The sequence below is a fragment of the Arthrobacter sp. UYNi723 genome (assembly GCF_054057635.1).
In genome coordinates this window covers 1-17,603 of the sequence record NZ_JBSRZM010000030.1, presented here as the reverse complement: position 1 = coordinate 17,603, position 17,603 = coordinate 1, and the positions used below count along the sequence as shown (strand labels likewise).

Here is a 17,603-nt window from a genome sequence, read left to right as displayed (position 1 = left end):
CACGCGTTTCGAACCTAGGCGTGGAACATGGCCGCGGAGACACCGGGGGAGCCGGGCTGGGAATCGCTTCCCAACCCCCAGGATGTGCTGTTCGACAGCACGGATGTTGAAGACTTCCTTGCTGCGGTTACCCGCGAGTTCATGCGTGACATCGACGGCGATTCCCGCGGGATCAGCTGGGCTGCCACCTTCTTCCGCCCCGGATCGGCCCGAACCGCCGCCGCCGGCACCCCCGCGGCCCGCGCCGCAGACGAAGAACAGTGCTCGTTTGCAGACGGACCCGTGCTTGAGGCCGTGCGCACGGGGGATTTCGTGCACCTGGCCGACGTCGCCCGCGACCGGCGATGGCCGGGCTATGCCAGTGCTGCCGCGGACCACGGCGTCAGGTCGCTGCTGTCAATGCCGATTGCGGCCGCCGCCGGTTGGAGCGCCGCACTGAGCCTCTACGCGTCCACTCCCCACGCCTTCACCAGCGAGGACATCATCAGGACGCGCCGGTATGCGCGGCAAGTGGCCCGGTCGCTGTGGATGGTGGTGCGGGTGGCGGAGCGGACCGAAGCCGGCGCGCAACTGGCGGTAGCCCAAAGCTCCATGGTGCTTATGGACCTGGCAGTGAGCACCCTCAAATCCGATTACGGACTCGGCCATGAGGCGGCCCTGCAGTACCTCCGGACCGTCGCGCGGCACACCCGCCAGGGGCTTCGTGAGACCGCCTTGAATATTGTGGCTGCCTCGCGCCCGGACCCGGCCGGACGTGGCCAGGAAAACGCCCCTTTCCGGGGACTCGCTGGAATTGAAACTTCCTCCCTCAGCGAGGGACCCTACAAAACAGGGAGCACGGCATGAACGTCTGGAAACAGGACATTGCAGCCAAGAACACCGCTGTGGAACCGGCGCCCCACCCGTGGCACCGCCTCGTGGCACTGGGCGATTCCTTTACCGAGGGGATCGGGGATCCCGAGCCGCGCAGCGAGGGTGGTTTTCGCGGCTGGGCGGACCGTGTGGCCGAGGAGCTCAGTGCGAACCAGCCTGATTTCGCCTACGCCAACCTTGCCGTCCGGGGCCTGCTGGTACAGCAGATCCTCGACCACCAGCTTGCCGCGGCGGTCGCCCTGAAACCTGACCTGGTCACGCTCTCCGCCGGCGGTAACGACATTGTTTTCCGGCGCAGCGATCCTGACCGGCTCGCAGAAAAAATCGACGACGGTGTGGCACAACTGGCAAGGTCCGGCGCCACCGTGGTCCTCTTTGCCGGGCCGGACTGGGGTGCGACGCCGGTCTTCAGCCAGATCCGCGGCAAAGTGGCCATCTTCAATGAGAACCTCCACGCGGTGGCGGCCCGCCATGACGCGGTCATGGTTGACCTGTGGTTCCTGCGCGAACTGTCGAACCCGGGCATGTGGGATCCGGACCGGCTGCACTTCTCACCACTGGGGCACCACACCATCGCCGCGGCCGTGCTGAAGGCCCTGGGTGTCCCGCACACGCTGGAGCCCCTGGCGCCCAAGCCGCCGCTGCCCCGCAGCTGGAAGGAAGCCAGGACCGAGGACCTCATCTGGGCACGGGAATACCTGGTTCCGTGGGTGATCCGGCAACTGAAGCACCCCACAGAAGGGGAGCTGACCGCCAAGCGTCCCGAGCCGCGGCCGGTCTTCGGCATCGGAACCCCGCCCGGACCATTCATCGGCGGCGGTCAAGCGGCCTGACGCAGGTGCGGACGGGTCAGCGCTTCTTCTGCGCGCGTTTCGCTGCTGCGTTGACCGCTGCCTTGACGGAGGGAGGCATGCCCGCCTGCTCCGTTTCCGGTTCGGCCACCGAGCCGCGGACCTTCGCGATGGCTTTCATGCCGTGGTAAATCGCCAGGGCGGCGGCTGAGCCGAGGGCGATGCCCGTGAACGTCAGTTCCCCGATGGTCCACGTGTAGTCGGCAATGCCGATGATCAGGGCGACGGCGGCCGTGGTCAGGTTCACGGGGTTGGAGAAGTTCACCTTGTTCTGCACCCAGATCTTGACGCCCAGGATGCCGATCATGCCGTAGAGCATGGTGGCCGCTCCGCCCAGCACGCCCGGCGGGACCGTGGCAATCAGTTCGCCGAATTTCGGCGAGAAGCTCAGCACGATGGCGAAGACGCCGGCAACCCAGTACGCCGCCGTCGAATACACCTTGGTGGCCGCCATAACGCCGATGTTCTCCGCGTACGTGGTGGTGCCGGAGCCGCCCCCGATGCCGGCGAGGACCGTGGCGGCACCGTCGGCCATCAGCGCGCGGCCGGAGACGCCGTCGAGGTTCTGGCCGGTCATGGCCGCCACGGACTTCACGTGCCCGATGTTTTCGGCCACGAGGACCAGTACCACGGGGACAAAGAGGCCAAGCACGCCCACGTGGAACTCGGGGGTCTGGAAGTGCGGGAGGCCGATCCAGGCGGCGGCTTCCATTTTTTCGTAGCTCACTTCGCCGCGCAGCATGGCCACGAGGTAGCCCACCACCACGCCCACGAGGATGCTGAGCCGGCCGACGATTCCGCGGAAAAGAACGCTGACCAGGATGATGGTGGCCAGCGTGATCACGGCGGTGACGGGGGCGGCGTCGAAGTTCATTTTCGCCGCGGGGGCCAGGTTCAGGCCGATCAGTGCCACGATGGCGCCGGTGACGATGGGCGGCATCAGCCGGTTGATCCAGCCCGCTCCGAACTTCTGCACGATCGCACCGATCAGGGCCAGTGCGACGCCGGCGAGCACCACTCCGCCCAGCGCGCCGGGCACGCCGAACTGCTGCTGGGACGCCATGATGGGCGCGATAAACGCGAAGCTGGAGCCGAGATAGCTGGGCACCCGCCCCTTGGTGATGACCAGGAACAGCAGCGTGCCGATGCCGGAGAAGAAGAGGGTGGTGGCCGGCGGCATCCCGGTGATGATGGGCACCAGGAAGGTGGCTCCGAACATGGCTACGACGTGCTGCATGCCCACGCCGATGGTCAGGGGCCAGGCCAGCCGCTCATCCGGAGCAACCACGTGGCCGGGCTTAATCGATTTGCCGGTGCCGTGGAGCTTCCATTTCATTCCGGGCATGCTCATGGTCGGGGCCTTTCAAAGGGGGTTGCCGCTGGGGCTGGGATGTTCCGGTGCAACAATACCGCGCGGCCCCGCTGTGGTGAACGTCACGGGCGTATTGGGAAGAGGGCGGGCGTGCTTGAAGTTACAACTATGGAAAGCAGACCGCCGGCCCATCGTTTGCGATGAGCAGGCCCAGCGAAAGGTACGCCATGACTATTGCCCACGAAGAAGCGGTTATCGATTCGGCCGCCGTCGACGCCATTTTTGCCGAGGCCCGCACGGCCAACTCCTTCACCGGCGAGGTGACCGAGGACCAGGCCCGCGCCATCTACGAGCTCACCAAGTTCGGCCCCACGGCTTTCAACTCCCAGCCCCTCCGCGTGACCTACGTCCGCTCGGACGAGGCCCGCGCCACCCTCGTTGACACGCTGGCCAACGGCAACAAGGCCAAGACCGCCTCCGCGCCGCTGGTTGCCGTCCTCAGCTACGACACCGCCTGGGCCGAGCAGTGGGACAACTTCCTCCCCGAGTACAACGCTCCCAAGGCTATGTACGATGCCGCCCCGGACCTCGCCGCGTCCACCGGCAACAATAACGCGCACCTGCAGGCCGGCTACTTCATCCTGGCCGTCCGGTCCCTCGGCCTCGCAGCCGGTCCCATGACCGGAGCCGACTTCGGCGCCATCGACGCCGCGTTCTTCCCGGCCGGCAACCAGAAGAGCTTCCTGGTGGTCAACATCGGCCAGGCCGGCGCAGACGCCTGGGGCGCAGCAAAGCCCAAGTTCAGCTACGAGGACGTTGTCCGCACCGTCTAGTCACAACCCGCTACGGACTGACGACACGCAAATGCGCTGGCGCCCCTGGAATACCAGGAGCGCCAGCGCATTTCTGTGTCGCGGGGTATTTAGCGCGTCGCCAAGTTCGTGGGCAGGCTAGGCGATGACGCCGTCCACCAGCGCCTTGGCTTCCGCCTGGACCTGCTTGAGGTGCTCCTCGCCCTTGAAGGACTCGGCGTAGATCTTGTAGACGTCCTCGGTCCCGGACGGGCGCGCAGCGAACCAGGCGTTCTCCGTGACCACCTTGAGCCCTCCGATGGACGCGCCGTTGCCGGGCGCCTTGGTCAGCTTGGCGGTGATGGTTTCACCGGCCAGTTCAGTTGCAGTGACGTCCGACGGCGAGAGCTTGCCGAGTGCCGCCTTCTGCTCCCGCGTGGCTGCTGCATCAATGCGCGCGTAGACCGGGGCGCCGAACTGGTCGGTCAGGCCCTTGTACAGCTGTGACGGGGACTTGCCCGTGACGGCGGTGATCTCCGAGGCCAGGAGCGCCAACAGGATGCCGTCCTTGTCAGTGGTCCAGACGCTGCCGTCCAGCTTGTTAAAGGAGGCGCCGGCAGATTCCTCGCCGCCGAACGCGCCTTCGCCGGACAGCAGGCCCGGCACAAACCACTTAAAGCCCACAGGGACCTCAACCAGTTTGCGGCCCAGGCTTTCCGCCACACGGTCGATGATCGAGGACGACACCAGGGTCTTGCCCACCACCGAATTGGGGTTCCAGCCGCTGCGGTTGCGGTAGAGGTAATCGATGGCGACGGCGAGGTAGTGGTTCGGGTTCATCAGGCCACCCACCCCGTCGACAAGAGGTGTAACGATGCCGTGGCGGTCGGCGTCGGCGTCGTTTCCGGTGGCGACGTCGAACGCGGCTGAACTGCCGCCGTCGGACATCCTGTTGATCAGGGAAGCCATGGCGAACGGTGAGGAGCAGTCCATCCGGATCTTCTCGTCCCAGTCCAGGGTCATGAACGCCCACTGGGGATCCACGTTGGGGTTCACCACGGTCAGGTCCAGGTGGTGGCGCTCGCCGATCTCGCCCCAGTAATCCACTGCAGCCCCGCCCATGGGGTCGGCGCCGATGCGGACACCGGCCTCGCGGATAGCGTCCAGGTTCAACACGGACGGGAGGTCGTCAACGTAGCTACTGAGGAAGTCGAACTTGCCGGTGCTGTCCGCGGCCAGGGCGTCGGAGACGGGGATGCGATTCACGCCCCGCAGGTCGTTTTCGAGGAGTTCGTTGGCACGGTTGGCGATCCAGCCCGTTGCGTCGGAATCGGCCGGGCCGCCGTGCGGAGGGTTGTACTTGAAGCCGCCGTCTCCGGGCGGGTTGTGGCTGGGCGTTACCACAATGCCGTCCGCTTCCGGAGTGCCGGGCTGGCGGTTGTTGTTGTATGTGAGGATGGCGTGGCTCAGTGCCGGTGTGGGGGTGTAGCCGTGACGGGCGTCGATCAGCACGTGTACGCCGTTGGCTGCGAGAACCTCCAGGGCGGAGTTCTGCGCCGGCTCGCTGAGGGCGTGGGTGTCCTTCGCCAGGAAAAGCGGTCCGGTGATGCCCTGCCCGGCGCGGTATTCCACGATTGCCTGCGTGATCGCGACGATATGTTTTTCGTTGAACGACGCCTTGAGGCTCGAGCCGCGGTGCCCGGAAGTACCGAACGCCACGCGCTGGCCGGGATCACCCAGATCCGGCGTGATGTCGTAATACGCGTCGAGGAGCGCAGTGATGTCAACAAGGTCCTGGGGTTGGGCAACTGTGCCCGCGCGGCTAGCCATGGCACCAGCATGCCAGACGTGGGCTGGAGTCAAAACGCGCGGTCCATAATCCGGTCCCTATGACGCGGAAAAGTCCCCGCCGGACGCTTGGCAGCAAGTAGTTAAAGCAAGTACTGGCCCCAAAAGTACCTATATACCGGCTCCCCGCGGCGCTGCTACGTTCGGAAAAACTCAGGAAAGAATGCCCGACGGCGGCGAGCGCCGCCGTCGGGCTCTGCAGTAAGTGTCTGGCACTGCAGTAAGTCGCACACTGCAGTGAGTTGGCATGCGGGAGCCAGGGGGCAGGTCATGGGTGCAGGAGACGGCGCGGCCGAGCAGCCGAGGCTTGCTGCAGAACGGGTGCAGCGGCTGAAACGCCAACTCGATCAGGCCGAGCGTGCCACGAAGTCGTGGGATGCCGGTGCAGAGGGCGAGCGGCTCGTAGCGGACAGGCTAAGCCGGCTCATTCCGCACGGCTGGTACCTGCTGAACGACGTCCACTGGCCCGGGCGGCCCAAAGCCAACCTTGACCATGTGCTGGTGGGTCCCGGCGGGGTGGTGGTGGTCGATGCCAAGAACTGGACCGGCGAGGTCCGTGTCGCCGCCGGTGTCCTGTGGCAGGGCCGTTTTGCCCGGACGCAGTCCGTGGACGGGGCGTTGGCGCAGTGCGCCGCCGTCGCATCCGTGCTGGCGCCGCCCCACCGGCGGTTCGTCCGCCCGTTGATCTGCCTCACCTGGCAGCCGGACCTCTTCGGCATCACCAATTCAGACGTCGCCGTGGCAGGGGCAGACCGCGTTGTTGCTGCCGTCCTGGCGCTGCCCCCGGTGCTGGACCAGCAGACGGTGGTGGGCCTATATGCGCACCTCGGCGAGCAGCTCACGCAGGAATCTGCGGCGGAAAGTTCCACGGTGAACTCGCTGTCCGTGAAGCCGCTGACCGTGAAGTCACCGACCGTAGAGCCGGCGGGCGGGGGGCCGCCGGTGGCTGGGCCGCCGCGGTCCGGGCAGACAGGGGGCCGGAGCGGACCCCGGCAGCCCGCCTATGGCAACGGCCATGGGGCGCGTAGTGGGGCGGGCAGCGGCGGCTCGGGACGCGCCAGGAAGTCGAAGGCGCAGCACGACGCAGCCAGTGGAATGACCCGGTTGATGTTCCTGGCTGCCTTTGTGGTTTTTGCTGTCTACGTGCTGCCGTATTGGGGGCGGTAGGACTGGATGAGGGCGGCTGTAGGCCTGTAATGAAGGCGGCGGTAGGCTGGGAAGAGAAGACTTCGAATGGGGAAAATCATGACTGACCAGCCAACTCCGCGCCCTGATTCGCAAGGGCCCGGTGCGGGACCCGGCGATTCGCCGGCAGGCTACGAGCCGCCGCAGTTTGTGCCACCCCAGGGCCCAAGCATTCCGGCGCCGCCGCTGTATGACCAGAACCCGTACGGCCAGAATCAGTTTGGCCAGGACCAGTACAGCCAGAACCAGTACGGCCAGCCAGGCCAGTACAACCAACCCGGCGCCTACAGCCAGCCTGGCGATCCGTACGGCGCGACGTATGGCCAGCCTGCAAGCCCTTACGGCCAGGGTGCCAGCCCTTATGGCCAGCCGGCGTACGGGCAGCCCGCCTACTACGGCATGCCCGCCCAGCAGCCAAAGGGCCTGAGCATCGCCAGCATGGTCCTCGGTATTTCCTCGGTCATCCTTGGCTGGTTCATGATTCCGCAGATCGCCGCAATCATCACCGGCCATCTGGCCCTCCGCCGTGAACCCTCTGGCAAGGGCATGTCCATCACCGGGCTGGTCCTGGGCTACCTTTGCCTGCTGGGTTACGGAGCGTTCTGGCTGCTCCTCATCATCGGGCTGACGTACAGCTCCACCTACGGCTATTGAGCCCCGGTCGCAGCTGACCCCGGCTAAGAGACTGCCGGGCAGCGGAAAGGCCCCCGTCAGGGGGCCTTTCTTCAGGTGGGCCTGACTGTCAAAATCAGACTCTCTCGCGCCTGCGCTCAGCGGCCGGTTCCTGGGCTTCGTGGGTCCTCCGGCGACGCGGGAAGGCCCAGAAGGTGAAGTCCTGGGCCGTGTAATGCGGCTCCGGCCGGTCCGGCGGTGTTTCCTGGCGCGCTTCGGGTTTCCGGTCGGCTTCCTTCTTGTTACGCCATCCGAAATCCTCCATCGATGAATAGCACATCACAGACCTCCTCATAATGACTGCCCCTTAATCGTCCTCCGGATCGGCCCCGGAGTCGACACCCGGAGCCGTTCAAACTGGCATCAGAAGCCGAGCTGGGCCGCTACCTGGAGCAGGAGCAGCTCCGATCCCGCCGGCCCTACAAGCTGGATCCCCATCGGCAGGCCATGCGCCGGGTGCCCGCCGGTCCAGTGCACGGGAATGGTGATGGCAGGCAGGCCGCAGACATTCACCATGGAGGACCAGGGGGCGAATTCGCACTGCCGGCGGTAGTCGCCGTCGGCGTCCCCGGGCCATTCTGCGGCCGGCCACGGTTCGTCGCCGTGCGTGGCGCCGGTGAACCAGCCCACGGGGCGCGGCGTCTGCGCCAGGGCCGGCATCAGCATCAGGTCCCAGCCGCCGTACTGCGTGATGGTGTCGCGTTCGAATTGCCGCAGGAACGCCAGCGATTCATTGAGTTTTGCGGCGCTGCGCTGCTGGGCCCGGCGCCTGAACGTACGGGTCAGCGGGGCCAGAAGCGCTTCGCGGTGCGGACTGATCCGGGCGGTTCCGACGGCGGCGGTCCACGCGGTGGTGAAGGCGTCCGGGTAGCGGTTGTCGTAGCGGATGGCGGCTTCGCTGACGGCGTGCCCGGCATGCTCCAGCATTTCGGTGCCCGCCTGCAGCGCGGCCAGGGCTTCGGGTTCGGGCGTGAACGGAAACGTGGCGAACCAGGGGCTGTCCAGGGTCAGGCCTATGCGCAGCGGGCGCGGTTCGTGTGCCACAGCGTCGAGATAACTGTTGCCAGCGGACGGCGCCATTGCATCCATCAGCAGGGCCGAGTCGGCTGCGCTTCGGGCCAGGGGCCCCGCTACGACCAGGCGGGCGGGGTCGCCTGGACTCTCGCCCGACGGCACCACGCCGCGGCCGGGTTTGAGTCCCACGAGGCCGCAGGCGGCGGCCGGGATGCGGACGGAACCGCCGCCGTCGGTCCCTGGCGCGAACGGAAGTAGGCCAGCGGCCACCGCGGCAGCGCTGCCTCCCGACGAGCCGCCGGAACTCCGGCTCGGGGCATGGGGATTCCGCGACGGCGGTGCGATGCGGTTTTCGCTGTACGCCGTCAGTCCAAACTCCGGAACCTGCGTCTTGCCCAGTGAGACCACGCCTGCGGCCTTGAGGACTGCGGGCAGGGCGCCGTCGGCGGGCGCCGGTTTGTGGTCAAGTGCAGCGCTTCCGTGGGTGGTCACCACGCCGGCGACGTCGGTCAGGTCCTTGAATGCCACCGGCATGCCGTGCAGGAGCGGCAGGCCGTTCGCGCTGCCTCCGGAGTCCCGCACGGAGTCGTTTCCGAAGTCTTTTCGGAGCTGGACGAACCGGGCATCGGCGGCGGCTGCGTCGGCCATCGCCTGATCTGCCGTGACCGTGACAAAGGCGCCCAGCAACGGGTTCTGCGCTGCGATCCGGGCCAGGAAATGGGCTGTGGCTTCCCGTGCTGAGAGCTCGCCGGTGCGGAGCGCATCCCGCAGCCGAACAGCCGGCAGATCGTGGATGTCAGCCAAGGAAGCGAGGCTCCAGGCGCCTCTCGGAAGCTGTGGTTCCAGGCGCTCCACCGGCTTCCGCGGTGACGATATAAGCGCCCTTGCCCCGTACCTCGGCAACCGCTTCCACAAGTTCCGTGCCGTGGTAGACCAGCCCCACGCCGTCCTCCGTGCAGTGCGTTTCCCCCAGCATTCCGTCAGCCACGAGCCGGTGCACCAGCGGGCGCCGCCTTTCCTCTGAGTCGTAATGGACGCCATTGGCGTACGGGAGGAAGGCCAAGCCATTGGTCACGGCACGCAGCTCCGGCCCAAACGAATCAGTGGTGCCGCCCCGGTACCAGCAGATTGATCCGGCCGAAACCCCCGCCAGCACAACTCCGTGCTGCCACACGCGGTGGAGGATGCCGTCCAGCCCGTGGGCACGCCAGACGGCAAGCAGGTTCACCACGGAGCCGCCGTTCACCCACACCACGTCCTGTTCCAGCAGATGCGCCTCCGGGTCTGCGTGGTTTGGCATGGTGAAGAGGTTGAGGTGGCTGAAGTCGAAGCCCGCCAGCCGCGCGGCCTCATCCATTTCCGCATTGAACCCGCGCTGATCCCCTGCGGCCGTACCCACGTGGGTGACCCGCGGCGGCCGTCCGCTGGCTCCGGAAAGCTCCACGGCGTAGTGCAGCAGGCGGTCAAACTCCAAGCGTGTTCGAACACCTTGCCTGTAGCCTCCAGACGTGGCCAAAATGGTGGGCTGCTCAGCGGGCAAGGATCCTCCTACGGGTCTTCAACAGCGTAACTTGTCCCTGGTTTCGGGAGCGGCACGATCGGCTGGCGCTAGGCTGGAAGGAGACCCGTGATTCTCCGAAAGAGGACTCCTATGAGCGATTTTGATACCGTGCCCGTCAACGACGTCCCAGCCGACGCCGTGATCCTGGACGTCCGCGAAGACTACGAATGGGTAGCCGGACACGCTGAGGACGCTGTGCACATTCCCCTGGACCAGCTTCCGGCGCGGCTTGGCGAACTGGACCCGGACCAGGACGTCTATGTCATCTGCCGCACGGGCGGACGGTCCTTCCGCGCCGCGCAATGGCTCACCGGACAGGGCTATACAGCCATCAACGTGGCCGGCGGAATGGACCAGTGGCTCGAATCCGGCAAGCCGCTGGTGTCCGACAACGGCCTCAAGCCGCTCATTCTGTAGTTCAGCCCGAACCTGCGTCCCGTCACTACAGAGGAATCCATGCCCGCGACACCTGTTACGTACACCTTCCTCGGGCCTGAGGGCACGTTCACCGAGGCGGCACTGATGCAGGTTCCGGATGCCGGATTGGCCACCCGCATTCCGGCCTCCAACGTCAACGCGGCGCTAGACATGGTCCGCGACGGCTCTGCGGATGCAGCGATGGTCCCCATCGAGAACTCGGTGGAAGGCGGCGTTACGGCCACCCTGGACGCCATCGCCGGCGGGCAGGAACTGCGAATCATCCGCGAAGTCCTGGTCCCCATCAGCTTTGTCTTGGTGGCCCGACCCGGTGTGCGCATTGACGATATCCGCCGTATTTCCACTCACGGCCACGCCTGGGCACAGTGCCGTCTCTGGGTGGATGCGAATATTCCAGGTGCAGAATATGTTGCCGGCTCCTCCACCGCGGCGGCCGCCATGGGGCTCCTGGGCGGCGACGCCCACTACGACGCCGCGATCTGTGCGCCCATTGTGGCCCAGGAGCAGCCGGGGCTGACCGTCCTGGCGGAAAACATCGGCGACAACCCGGGTGCGGTGACGCGGTTCATCCTGGTGAGCAGGCCCGGCGCACTGCCCGAACGGACCGGTGCGGACAAGACCACCGTCGTAGTCCCGCTTCCGGAAGACCGCCCGGGTGCGCTGATGGAAATCCTGGACCAGTTCGCCACGAGGGGAGTGAACCTCAGTCGGATCGAATCCCGGCCTACGGGTCAGTACCTGGGACACTACTTCTTCAGCATCGACGCCGATGGGCACATCGCGGACGCCCGTGTGGCCGACGCCTTGGCTGGCCTTCACCGCATCAGCCCGGCCACCCGCTTCCTGGGCTCCTATGGACGGGCGGACGCCCAAAGCTCCAGCGTCGCGCAACACACCTCTGACGAGGCATTCCGGGCGGCGCATGAATGGGTCGGCCGGATTCTGCAGGGGGAATGAACGAAGCTTGACGCCGCCCGAGGCTTCGCCCACAGCGTAGGCCAAGGTACTTCCGCGGGATAGTTACTGTGCGTATGCTTGCTTGATCCACTTGGGGGATGGCCCCTAATGAAGGGAACAGGTCATGAGTACCAGCAGCACAGACAACGACGGCCAGGGCATGATCGTTAATCCGAAGCCCACAGCCGACAACCAGGACTGGGACGGGGATGACGCTGACCGCGCCGACCGCCTGCGCTTCGAAGAGGAGCAGGCCATGATCCGTGAGCAGTCCGAGGCACGTGCCGCGAAAGCTGCTGCAGAGGCTGGAGCTGCCAAGAAGGCAACCGCCTGAGGCGGGACCGGCTCAGGCTGGTTGGCCCTTGACCCTTATCAGGAGCGAGCGCGGCTCCACCCGGACGGTGAGCTTGGTGGCCAACCCGGACGTGTCGCCGTCGATTTGTGTGGGCATGGGCTCCGGGCACTTGATGACGATTCGGCCGGCCCGGTACATCGTCATGATGGGCAGGTTGCCCTTGTGTTTGAAGAGGATTTTCGCGTACATGGCCAGCCAGCCGATGGCGCTGCGGGGGCTCATGACCACCACGTCCAGCATGCCGTCGTCGATCATGGCTTCCGGGATGAAATCGATCCCGCCCGGGACCAGCCCACAGTTGGCAAAGAGGACGCTGCGGATGTTCCGGACCTGCTCCGGCTTGTCATCCAGCGCGACTGATACCTTCCGTCGCCGCCCGGGCATGTGACGCATTCCGGCCTCGGTATAAGCGAGCCAACCCACGGCTTTCTTGAGGCCGGCATTGGTATCAGCGAGTATTTCGGCGTCCATGCCGATCCCGGCGATCACCAGGAACGCGTGCTCGGATGAGTGTCCCGTGCGGGAATTCTCGATGCCCATCCGCGCGGTATCGATGTAGCGCTGGCGGCCGAAAAGAGCTGTCTGTATGTTTGCGTGAAGGTCGTTGACGTCCAGATCCACATTTCGCGCCAGAAGGTTTCCCGTCCCCAGCGGAATCAGGCCCATGGCCACATCCGTGTGTGCGAGGGACTCTGCCACCACCCGCACAGTACCGTCGCCACCGCCCACCAGAACGACGTCGGCCTTGTAGTCCAGGGCCGACCGGGCCTGGGAGTATCCCGGGTCCTCGGCGGTCGTCTCCAGGAAGAGGGGTTCGTCCCAGCCGGCTGTCAGGCAGGCGCGCCGGATGGCTTCCTTCGCTTCAGGGGCACGTGCCTTGACGGGGTTGAGGATGACGACCACGCGTTGCTGGGTGAGGCCCGTTTCGTGCGCTTCTTCATGGACCGCGCTGCGGATGTGCAGGGCCTTGAGCTTCCGGACGCCCCACCAGCTGGAGACGGCGAAAGCCAGCGCCGCCGCGCTCAGGACATAGAGAAGCCAGTCGTTCATGGTGCTTCAACAGTATCCCGGCCGCGGCGCCGCGATTCCCCCCGTCCGGCCGGGCAGCGTTGGTTCCGCCGGATTCGATACTCTTGTCTGGTGATCGACGTAAAAGACCTCAGCGAAAACCCGGACAAGTTCCGTGCCAGCCAGCGCGCCCGCGGCGCAGACGAATCAGTGGTGGACGCGATCATGGCCGCAGACTCCGCCAGGCGTGCCGCCCTGATCCGGTTTGAAAACCTCCGCGCCGAGCAGAACGTCTTCGGCAAGAAGGTGGCGCAGGCCAAGGGCGATGAGAAGAAAGCCCTGCTCGCCGAGGTCAAGGAACTGGCCAACACCGTGAAGGCCGCATCGGCCGAAGCAGACGCTGCCCAGGCCAAGCAGGACGAACTGCTGCGCAGTATCCCGAACCTTATTGAGGCCGGCGTCCCCGAGGGCGGCGAGGACGACTACGTGGTGGTCAAAACCGTTGGCACGCCCCGCGAGTTCCCCGATTTCGAGCCGAAGGACCACCTGGAAATCGGTGAGCTGATCGGCGCCATCGACATGGAGCGCGGCGCGAAAGTTTCGGGCTCACGCTTCTACTTCCTGCGCGGCGTGGGTGCACGCCTGGAGATGGCGTTGCTGCAGATGGCCATGGACCAGGCCATCGAGGCCGGCTTCGTTCCCATGATCACCCCAACCTTGGTGCGCCCCGAAACCATGCAGGGCACAGGCTTTGATGTAAAGCACGACGCCGAGATCTACCGTCTCGCCGAGGACGACCTTTACCTGGTGGGCACCTCCGAGGTTGCCTTGGCCGGCTACCACGCGGACGAGATCCTGGACCTGACGGCCGGCCCGATCCGGTTCGCCGGGCAGAGCTCCTGCTACCGCCGTGAGGCCGGCTCGCACGGCAAGGACACCCGCGGCATCATCCGTGTCCACCAGTTCAACAAGGTGGAGATGTTCGTTTACACCACGGTGGAGAAGGCCGCAGCCGAACACGAACGGCTCCTGGCCTGGGAAGAGGAGATGCTGGCCAAGTGCGAGCTCCCGTACCGCGTCATTGACACCGCCGCCGGCGACCTCGGCATGTCCGCGGCCCGCAAGTTCGACTGCGAAGCCTGGGTTCCGACGCAGGGCGCCTACCGTGAGCTGACCTCCACCTCGAACTGCACCACGTTCCAGGCCCGCCGCCTGAACATCCGCGAGCGTGTGGTCAACGACGAAGGCGTTGCCAAGGGCACCCGTGCCGTAGCCACCCTCAACGGCACGCTGGCCACCACCCGCTGGATCGTGGCCATCCTGGAGCACCACCAGAACGCCGACGGCTCGGTCAACGTCCCGGCCGCACTGCAGAAGTACCTCGGCGGCATGGAAGTCTTCCCGGTCCTCTAGCTTTCGCTCCGCGGCGCAGCACCATTCCTAGGCTTGTTCGCGGATCTGAACCTTGAAGGTTCGGATCCGCGGATACGCCTAGGAATCTTCTTTCCAAGGCCGCCTCCATCTCCTGGCTTGTCCACATAGGGCCCGCTGCCTGCTGACAGGCGGGCCCTTTGCAGGCAGCCTGATGGCATGGAAATCGCGCCCGGACTGATTGATTCTGCCGCCATCCTGCGTACACAGGCCGGCACTGATGCCATCCACCGTGATTTCAGGGGAGGAAAGCTGGTCAGAATCCGGCGCGGATTCTACGTCCCCACGTCTGAGTGGCTTCGGGCCCGCCCCTCGGAGCGCTTCGTCTGGTCGACGACGGCGGTTGCCAGATCCGTGAAGGGCGCCGTGCTGTGCGGAGAAACGGCTGCCCTGGCCAACGGCCTGCCCACACTCAGGACACCCGCGTTTGTCGAACTTGCAACGACATTCCCCGGACGCAGCGGGACGCGACGATCACCGCTGATGGTTCTTGGCGAGGAAGCTATGGCCAAAGAAGTGCGGGAAACGCGCTCCTATCCACTTCGGTACCGGCTGAGGACGGCGGTGGAACCCGTCGTGCAGGGTGAATTCCGATGCACGGGGCTGATCCAGACCGCCGTGGATGTCATGGTGGCGAGCAAGCTGAGCCAGGCTCTGGTGGTTGCTGACGGGCTGGCTCGACGGCTGCCTGACGAAGGCGTCCTGCCGGATGATGCCAATCTGCTTGCTGTGGCGGACATTCGCGACGGCATCGCAGCCCATCCGTTCGGGGCCGCCCGGCGCCGTGCGGAGCATGTTGCGGGGTTGGCCAGTCCTCGGGCGGAGTCGGTGGGCGAGTCCTACAGCAGGGCCGCTTTCGAATTCCTCGGCTTCGAGCAGCCCGTACTCCAGCACCAGCTCAGGGATGACGACGGCTTCATCGGCCGCAGCGACTGCTGGTGGCCGGAGCAGGGTGTTGTGGGTGAGTTCGACGGCAAGGCCAAGTACTTGGATGTTGATATCCGTGGCGACATGACCGCCGAGGAAGCTGTGTACCGCGAAAAGCTCCGCGAAGACCGGATCCGCGCGCTTGGATATGGGTTTGTCCGCTGGAGCTGGGCGGATGTGGATAACCCTGACCGGCTGAGGCGCAAACTCCTGGCCGCGGGCCTGCGTCCACGGCACCGGAGCTAGTTCGCGCATCTGAGCGTTCCAGGTTCGGATTTGCGAACAAGCCTAGGAATCCCGTGTCATGCGGCGGGGAATTGACCACCCGGCGGGGAAAGCTACGGCTGGCAGGAGAGCGGACAGCGTGCCGAAGGTTAACACTCACACCGGGGATAACCCTGTGAGTATTAACCGGGTGTTCATGCGCGCTGTGGCCTGCGTCCTAGCCGGTTTCAGGGGGTCTCTGGTCTACTGGATGTATGACTACATTGACTGAAACCACAGTCGCTGGCATCGATGACCAGCGGATCGCAAGCGAAAACAGCACCACCAAGTTCATGGTTGCCCTGGACGTGGACGGAACTCTGGTGGACCATGACGGCCACATGTCCGCGCCTGTCCGTGAGGCCGCCCAGGCCGTGGTGGCCGCGGGACACGATGTCCTCATCGCCACCGGCCGCTCCCTGAACGCCACGCTGCCCATCATCGAGCAGATCGGCATCGACCGCGGCTACGCAGTCTGCTGCAACGGCGGCGTGACGCTCCGGCTGGATCCGGACCTGACTGACGGCTACGAAATCATCCACAAGGCCACCTTCGATCCGGCCCCGGCGCTCCGGGCATTGCGGCAGAAGCTGCCCACTGCCAAGTATGCGCTGGAGGACGAGGACGGCAACTTCCTGTCCACGGAACGCTTCCAGGACGCCAGCTTCGGCGTCGAGGCCATCGGCGTCGACTTCCAGACTCTGCTCGAAGCCACCGCCGTCCGTCTTGTGGTGTTCAGCACCGAAAACACCCCGGAAGAATTCACCGCAACCATCCAGGAGATCGGACTGGCCGGCGTCACCTATTCGGTCGGCTGGACGGCGTGGCTGGACATTGCCGCCGCCGGTGTTACGAAGGCCAGCGCGCTGGAACGGCTCCGCGGCCAGTTGGGGGCTGAACCCCACAGGACCGTGGCTATTGGCGACGGCCGGAACGACATCGAAATGCTGGGCTGGGCCGGACGGGGCGTCGCCATGGGCCAGGCCCCGGAGGAAGTCATCGCCGCCGCGGGTGAGGTCACGCTTTCGGTGCTCGACGACGGCGCCGCGCACGTGCTGCGCAGCCTCATTTAGAGGGCCGGCAGTAGCGGCAAGTGGCTCTTGAGCGGCAACCCTAGACTGGGGCTGTGCACTTCGAGGAGTGCCCGGCGCCGCCCGGGCTGCAGCCGTTCGTCACGGGCTTCTGGTTCATCCGGGCCATCCCCGCGGCACGCTATGAAAAGATCCTGCCCGGACCCTCGGCCCACCTGGTCCTGAACCTCTCGGATCCGTACCGGCTGATCGACCCCGCCGGTTCCGAGGGGCCGGCGCAAGAAGTCGCCGCCGGGTTTTACTCGGGACTCCAGCGCACGTACCCTATCAGTGAAAACCCCGCGCAAATTTTCAACGTGGGAGCCGTTCTCGCGCCCTTCGGCGTGGCAGCCTTCACGGAGCAGCCGCCGTCGGCCCTGACCGGACGGGTACTGGATGCGGACCGGATCTTCCCTGGATTCGGCCATCTTCGTGACTAGCTGAGCCGAGGAACGGAAAGCCCGACGCCGGAGCGCGCCTTCGCGGCGCTGGAATCGTTTCTCACGGCGAGGCTCCGCCCCGGTTACCGGTGCGACGAAAGGGCGGCAGCCGCCGTCGGCCTCCTTGCCCGGGACGATATTCCGGTGGCGGACCTTTCCGGGCGGCTGGGACTCAGTACGTCCACGTTGGAACGGATCATGATGCGGGACTGCGGAACGACGCCGAAGGGGTTCTCCGACGTGTGCCGCTTCCACCGTTTCGTCAATGCGGCGGCAGCCTTGCCGCCCGGGGCCGCAGCGGGAAGGGACCTCCTGGCACTGGCCGACTACTACGACCAGCCCCACCTGATCCGCACCTTCCGGCGCTTCAGCGGCTTCACCCCGTCGGAATATCTGAGGATCGTCCGGGAACACGGCGCCGACTACGCCACGTTCGTGCCGGTGGAGGAGCTGCCCGGCTTGAGGACCGGACACTGCGGCATTTTTAAAAGACCATACGGATTTCCGCCGCTAGGGCTCGCGAAACAATAATGCCGGCCGGTCACGGCGTGTCGGGTGTGGTGAGCGTGTAGTTCCATTCGCCGTGGAATTCGTGGCGGGTGAGGG

General features: G+C 65.9%; 19 protein-coding genes. 13 read left to right on the top strand and 6 right to left on the bottom strand.

Annotation, left to right across the window (positions count from 1 at the left end; all coding sequences use genetic code 11):
- Nucleotides 1-27: 27 nt before the first annotated feature.
- Nucleotides 28-846, top strand: a complete 819-nt coding sequence (locus tag ACVWY0_RS18765; RefSeq protein WP_485838018.1) for a GAF domain-containing protein — start codon at nucleotides 28-30, stop codon at nucleotides 844-846.
- Entirely contained in the window at nucleotides 843-1,706 is an 864-nt protein-coding gene (locus tag ACVWY0_RS18760) for an SGNH/GDSL hydrolase family protein (protein WP_485838017.1), read from the top strand. The genes ACVWY0_RS18765 and ACVWY0_RS18760 overlap by 4 nt, the downstream gene beginning before the upstream one ends.
- A 16-nt stretch (nucleotides 1,707-1,722) precedes the next feature.
- Here the strand turns inward: ACVWY0_RS18760 and ACVWY0_RS18755 are convergent, their stop codons facing one another.
- Nucleotides 1,723-3,075, bottom strand: coding sequence for a uracil-xanthine permease family protein (locus tag ACVWY0_RS18755; RefSeq protein ID WP_485838016.1), 1,353 nt, complete (start codon nucleotides 3,073-3,075; stop codon nucleotides 1,723-1,725).
- A gap of 188 nt (nucleotides 3,076-3,263) precedes the next feature.
- Between ACVWY0_RS18755 and ACVWY0_RS18750 the strand changes: the two genes are divergently transcribed.
- Entirely contained in the window at nucleotides 3,264-3,869 is a 606-nt protein-coding gene (locus tag ACVWY0_RS18750) for a malonic semialdehyde reductase (protein ID WP_485838015.1), read from the top strand.
- 117 nt (nucleotides 3,870-3,986) lie between these two features.
- Here the strand turns inward: ACVWY0_RS18750 and pgm are convergent, their stop codons facing one another.
- On the bottom strand, nucleotides 3,987-5,657 hold the full coding sequence (pgm, locus tag ACVWY0_RS18745) for a phosphoglucomutase (alpha-D-glucose-1,6-bisphosphate-dependent) (protein WP_485838014.1): 1,671 nt from the start codon (nucleotides 5,655-5,657) through the stop codon (nucleotides 3,987-3,989).
- Nucleotides 5,658-5,945: 288 nt separating this feature from the next.
- Between pgm and ACVWY0_RS18740 the strand changes: the two genes are divergently transcribed.
- Nucleotides 5,946-6,842, top strand: coding sequence for a nuclease-related domain-containing protein (locus tag ACVWY0_RS18740; RefSeq protein ID WP_485838013.1), 897 nt, complete (start codon nucleotides 5,946-5,948; stop codon nucleotides 6,840-6,842).
- 78 nt (nucleotides 6,843-6,920) lie between these two features.
- A complete protein-coding gene (locus ACVWY0_RS18735) occupies nucleotides 6,921-7,514 on the top strand; it encodes a DUF4190 domain-containing protein (RefSeq protein ID WP_485838012.1) in 594 nt (197 codons plus the stop codon).
- 94 nt (nucleotides 7,515-7,608) lie between these two features.
- On the opposite strand, the gene ACVWY0_RS18730 is transcribed toward ACVWY0_RS18735, so the two are convergent.
- The 3 genes from ACVWY0_RS18730 to ACVWY0_RS18720 all read right to left on the bottom strand — a co-directional run bounded on the left by ACVWY0_RS18730 (nucleotide 7,609) and on the right by ACVWY0_RS18720 (nucleotide 10,086).
- The gene (locus tag ACVWY0_RS18730; protein WP_485838011.1) at nucleotides 7,609-7,812 is read right to left on the bottom strand and encodes a hypothetical protein; all 204 of its coding nucleotides are present in this window, start codon (nucleotides 7,810-7,812) and stop codon (nucleotides 7,609-7,611) included.
- An 83-nt stretch (nucleotides 7,813-7,895) separates the two neighbouring features.
- On the bottom strand, nucleotides 7,896-9,350 hold the full coding sequence (locus tag ACVWY0_RS18725) for an amidase (protein ID WP_485838010.1): 1,455 nt from the start codon (nucleotides 9,348-9,350) through the stop codon (nucleotides 7,896-7,898).
- On the bottom strand, nucleotides 9,343-10,086 hold the full coding sequence (locus tag ACVWY0_RS18720; RefSeq protein WP_485838009.1) for a Type 1 glutamine amidotransferase-like domain-containing protein: 744 nt from the start codon (nucleotides 10,084-10,086) through the stop codon (nucleotides 9,343-9,345). The genes ACVWY0_RS18725 and ACVWY0_RS18720 overlap by 8 nt, the downstream gene beginning before the upstream one ends.
- Before the next feature lie 111 nt (nucleotides 10,087-10,197).
- Between ACVWY0_RS18720 and ACVWY0_RS18715 the strand changes: the two genes are divergently transcribed.
- The 3 genes from ACVWY0_RS18715 (at nucleotide 10,198) to ACVWY0_RS18705 (ending at nucleotide 11,836) form a co-directional block, all read left to right on the top strand.
- Entirely contained in the window at nucleotides 10,198-10,524 is a 327-nt protein-coding gene (locus tag ACVWY0_RS18715) for a rhodanese-like domain-containing protein (RefSeq protein ID WP_485838008.1), read from the top strand.
- 39 nt (nucleotides 10,525-10,563) lie between these two features.
- Nucleotides 10,564-11,502, top strand: coding sequence for a prephenate dehydratase (gene pheA / locus ACVWY0_RS18710; RefSeq protein ID WP_485838007.1), 939 nt, complete (start codon nucleotides 10,564-10,566; stop codon nucleotides 11,500-11,502).
- 124 nt (nucleotides 11,503-11,626) lie between these two features.
- The gene (locus tag ACVWY0_RS18705) at nucleotides 11,627-11,836 is read left to right on the top strand and encodes a hypothetical protein (RefSeq protein ID WP_056347667.1); all 210 of its coding nucleotides are present in this window, start codon (nucleotides 11,627-11,629) and stop codon (nucleotides 11,834-11,836) included.
- A 12-nt stretch (nucleotides 11,837-11,848) separates the two neighbouring features.
- On the opposite strand, the gene ACVWY0_RS18700 is transcribed toward ACVWY0_RS18705, so the two are convergent.
- Nucleotides 11,849-12,907, bottom strand: a complete 1,059-nt coding sequence (locus ACVWY0_RS18700) for a diacylglycerol/lipid kinase family protein (protein ID WP_485838006.1) — start codon at nucleotides 12,905-12,907, stop codon at nucleotides 11,849-11,851.
- Nucleotides 12,908-12,997: 90 nt separating this feature from the next.
- Between ACVWY0_RS18700 and serS the strand changes: the two genes are divergently transcribed.
- From serS to ACVWY0_RS18675, 5 genes are all read left to right on the top strand, one after another.
- Nucleotides 12,998-14,278: a serine--tRNA ligase gene (serS, locus tag ACVWY0_RS18695; protein WP_056347671.1), complete on the top strand. Its 1,281-nt coding sequence runs from the start codon at nucleotides 12,998-13,000 to the stop codon at nucleotides 14,276-14,278.
- A gap of 177 nt (nucleotides 14,279-14,455) precedes the next feature.
- Nucleotides 14,456-15,469 carry a hypothetical protein gene (locus ACVWY0_RS18690; protein WP_485838005.1) on the top strand — a complete coding sequence of 338 codons (1,014 nt, stop codon included), beginning with the start codon at nucleotides 14,456-14,458 and terminating at the stop codon, nucleotides 15,467-15,469.
- A 233-nt stretch (nucleotides 15,470-15,702) separates the two neighbouring features.
- Nucleotides 15,703-16,560, top strand: coding sequence for an HAD family hydrolase (locus tag ACVWY0_RS18685; RefSeq protein ID WP_485838004.1), 858 nt, complete (start codon nucleotides 15,703-15,705; stop codon nucleotides 16,558-16,560).
- A gap of 53 nt (nucleotides 16,561-16,613) precedes the next feature.
- Nucleotides 16,614-16,997: a DUF6597 domain-containing transcriptional factor gene (locus tag ACVWY0_RS18680; protein ID WP_485838003.1), complete on the top strand. Its 384-nt coding sequence runs from the start codon at nucleotides 16,614-16,616 to the stop codon at nucleotides 16,995-16,997.
- A gap of 144 nt (nucleotides 16,998-17,141) precedes the next feature.
- Entirely contained in the window at nucleotides 17,142-17,528 is a 387-nt protein-coding gene (locus ACVWY0_RS18675) for a helix-turn-helix domain-containing protein (RefSeq protein WP_485838002.1), read from the top strand.
- Nucleotides 17,529-17,603: the final 75 nt, after the last annotated feature.